This window comes from Caballeronia catudaia (assembly GCF_001544755.2).
GTDB lineage: Bacteria > Pseudomonadota > Gammaproteobacteria > Burkholderiales > Burkholderiaceae > Caballeronia > Caballeronia catudaia.
The window spans coordinates 1-2,589 of the sequence record NZ_FCOF02000113.1; the positions used below are offsets into that span (position 1 = coordinate 1).

General features: G+C 57.7%; 3 protein-coding genes and 1 pseudogene. 3 read left to right on the forward strand and 1 reads right to left on the reverse strand.

Going from position 1 to position 2,589, the window contains the following annotated elements:
- A pseudogene (locus AWB75_RS36205) lies at positions 1 to 424 on the forward strand (NAD-dependent dehydratase); the annotation flags it as partial.
- Positions 425 to 558: 134 nt separating this feature from the next.
- Here the strand turns inward: AWB75_RS36205 and AWB75_RS36210 are convergent.
- Entirely contained in the window at positions 559 to 1,191 is a 633-nt protein-coding gene (locus AWB75_RS36210; RefSeq protein WP_061128716.1) for a flavodoxin family protein, read from the reverse strand.
- 476 nt (positions 1,192 to 1,667) lie between these two features.
- Here AWB75_RS36210 and AWB75_RS36215 point away from each other — a divergent pair, with 476 nt between their 5' ends.
- Both AWB75_RS36215 and AWB75_RS36220 read left to right on the forward strand, forming a co-directional pair.
- A complete protein-coding gene (locus AWB75_RS36215; RefSeq protein ID WP_061128717.1) occupies positions 1,668 to 1,991 on the forward strand; it encodes a putative quinol monooxygenase in 324 nt (107 codons plus the stop codon).
- A gap of 204 nt (positions 1,992 to 2,195) precedes the next feature.
- Positions 2,196 to 2,504 (forward strand): YciI family protein, encoded by a 309-nt coding sequence (locus AWB75_RS36220; RefSeq protein WP_061128718.1) that lies wholly within the window; start codon positions 2,196 to 2,198, stop codon positions 2,502 to 2,504.
- Positions 2,505 to 2,589 lie beyond the last annotated feature (85 nt).

Sequence of the window (2,589 nt, forward strand, 5' to 3'; positions counted from 1 at the left end):
CTTGCCTTCGCTTTCCATGCTTCAAATCTCCCGTTACAGCCAAGATCCGAAGTCTCCTACATTTCCGGGGCGGTTCATGAATGCCGATGTGTTCCGCTGGAAGTGGCTGTGGCCGCGCATTGCCGGCTACTTCGGCGTGCCGGCAGAAGACTTTGATGGGACCATGCGGCCGCTTGGACAGCAGATTGCCGACGCGGCCCCACTGTCGAAAAGCATCGCCCGCAGACACGGCCTGATCGAAAGCGATGTTAATCAACTTGCGTCGTGGTGGCATACCGACGCCGATCTCGGCCGGCCGGCGGAGGTGGTGACGGACATGAGCAAGAGCCGCAAGGCGGGATTTCTCGAATACCAGTCAACCGAAGAATCCTTCACTGATTTGTTCGATCGCCTTCGCGCACAAAGGATCATTCCAGCTGGTTAAGTGCCGGTTCGAAGCATGATGCGTCGCACAGCAACCGGCCAGCGCCCCTGCCTCGAGGTATCGTCGCCGCGGCGGTGAGGCCGGCGTCGTGACTCTGCACGACGCACCGGACTATACGAAAGCACGCGAGTATTTCAGGCCGCCTCTTTCAGCTCAGCCAGAGCCTGCCGTCCCGCGGCTAGTTGTCGCGCCACTTTGGCGACGCGTGCACCCAGGTGTTCCGCCGTACGCAGGTCCGCGAGGGGCGGAACAACGTCGGAGCTCTCGTCGGCGTTCGACTGTGCCGCTGCGCCGAGAAAAAAACCATGGCGATTCAACGAGTCCTCAGTCGACTTCGAGTTGTTGTGGCCCGGCGGGAGGCCCAGATTGACCCAGTGCATGGCATGCTGGGCCGCGAAGATCGAGATCTGCTGCAGCGTGGCGAGCTTGTCGCCGGAACGCGAAGCGGCGTTGGTAAAACCCGCCGCCACCTTGTTGGCCCATTTGCCGCCCTTGGCGAACACATGATGCGAGGTGGCATCCATGAATGCCTTGAACTGCGCCGATGCGCTGCCCATGTAGGTGGGTGCCCCGAAAATGATACCGTCGACGTCTTCCAGAGTGCTCCAGTGTTGATCGATCTCATCGACGCTGATTAGCAGACTCTCGACGCCGTCGACGCTGTCTGCTCCGCGTGCTACTGACTGTGCCTGTTTGGCCGTATGGCCATAGCCGCTGTGGTAGACGATGGCGACTCGGGTGGCGTTAAAGCTGTTGAAGCGATTCACGGTGTGTCTCCTGTGACGCTTGGTCGAAGATGATCAAGGCGTGGAGAAAATATGGATCCCTTCGTCTCGTTTGACGTTCAAGGTTCTTGACGAGGATGTTCGAAAAAATCGAACGAGTCGTATCGGGATGTACCTTGGCTTTTGCGTCCACGAACCGCCCCTTGCCAGGCCGATTCGTCCAGTCAGTGGAAATGTCTTCTTCCTGTGACGCATTTTTCTCATTAGGACTTCGGCGTACTGTAGTCGTACGGGAGACGCGACCTTTGCGGCGTTTCAACCATTACTGCGCGAAACGGGGTGTTGCTTGGGGCTCCACGAGTGAATGGCAGACCATTCGCTGCTTCCACCTCGCCAGAAGTGCGGCGGCGTCTCTGCCGGTATTGTGATGCCCGCCGGAGCAGACGTACAACTTTGCCGCCTGAATACACCTATACGGACACCCAAAGGCGCGCCATCAGATTTCAAGGAGCAATACCATGAGTGACAAAACCTCGTTCATCGTTCATCTGCCGGGCAAGCCGGAGCATCGCGAAGAGCTCGAAACCAAGCTTATCGCGGTCCTTGACAGGATGGCCGAGGAACCCGACTTCATCAACACCTACCTGCACCGGTCAGCGGATGATCCGGACACGCTCGTTCTCTATGAAACGTGGGCGTGTAGCCGCGAGCATTTCCAATCTCATCACCTGAGCGCGCCATATCGGCGCGAATACGAAGCTGCGCTGCCGGTGTTGCTCAAGCGCGCGCGCACCCTGGAGTTCCTCGAACCCGTACGCGGTTACGTCAAAGAGGCGAAGTGATACGTAGAGTCGAGGCACCGTGGCGTCAGGCGGTAGAAGACGCCATCTCGGCGAACAATTTGGGCAGTGACGTCCGTTCGCGGGACGTTATACGGGTGATTTCGCGACGCCGGCGGTGCTTGCCGCAGCGAAAACGTTGGGGCAGGTTTTTTTCAGATTGATTGTTCCGCGACATCGTGGAGCAAAACGAAGCAAGGAAGAGACATGCTATTTCTCATTTATCGCAAAGATAAGCCCGGCAGTTTGTCGATCCGAATTGCGAACTATGCTGCGCATCTCGAATATCTTGGACCTTACGCGGCGAGCATCGTGGTCGGCGGACCAACGCTTGGCGCGGGATCAGGCACTGGCGATGAAGACATGACCGGAAGCTTCCTCATTTTGGAGGCCGAGGGATGGGACGAGGCAGAGCGATTTATCGCAGACGATCCGTTCACCAAGGCGGGCTTGTTTGCGACTGTCATCGTGGATCGCTGGAAGCACGGAAAGCATAGCGACCTCAAGCCTGATTAAAAGCCCCTTGAGCTTGCCCCCGCAAAATGGATCCCTTGCTGAGTATGTAAAACTCACGCAAGGAGGAAAGAAACATGGGTAATCC

What these genes read in the sequence shown, in the direction of transcription:
- AWB75_RS36220 (WP_061128718.1), top strand. Translation starts at nt 2,196, where the DNA reads ATGCTATTTCTCATTTATCGCAAAGATAAGCCCGGCAGTTTGTCGATC.
- AWB75_RS36215 (WP_061128717.1), top strand. Translation starts at nt 1,668, where the DNA reads ATGAGTGACAAAACCTCGTTCATCGTTCATCTGCCGGGCAAGCCGGAG.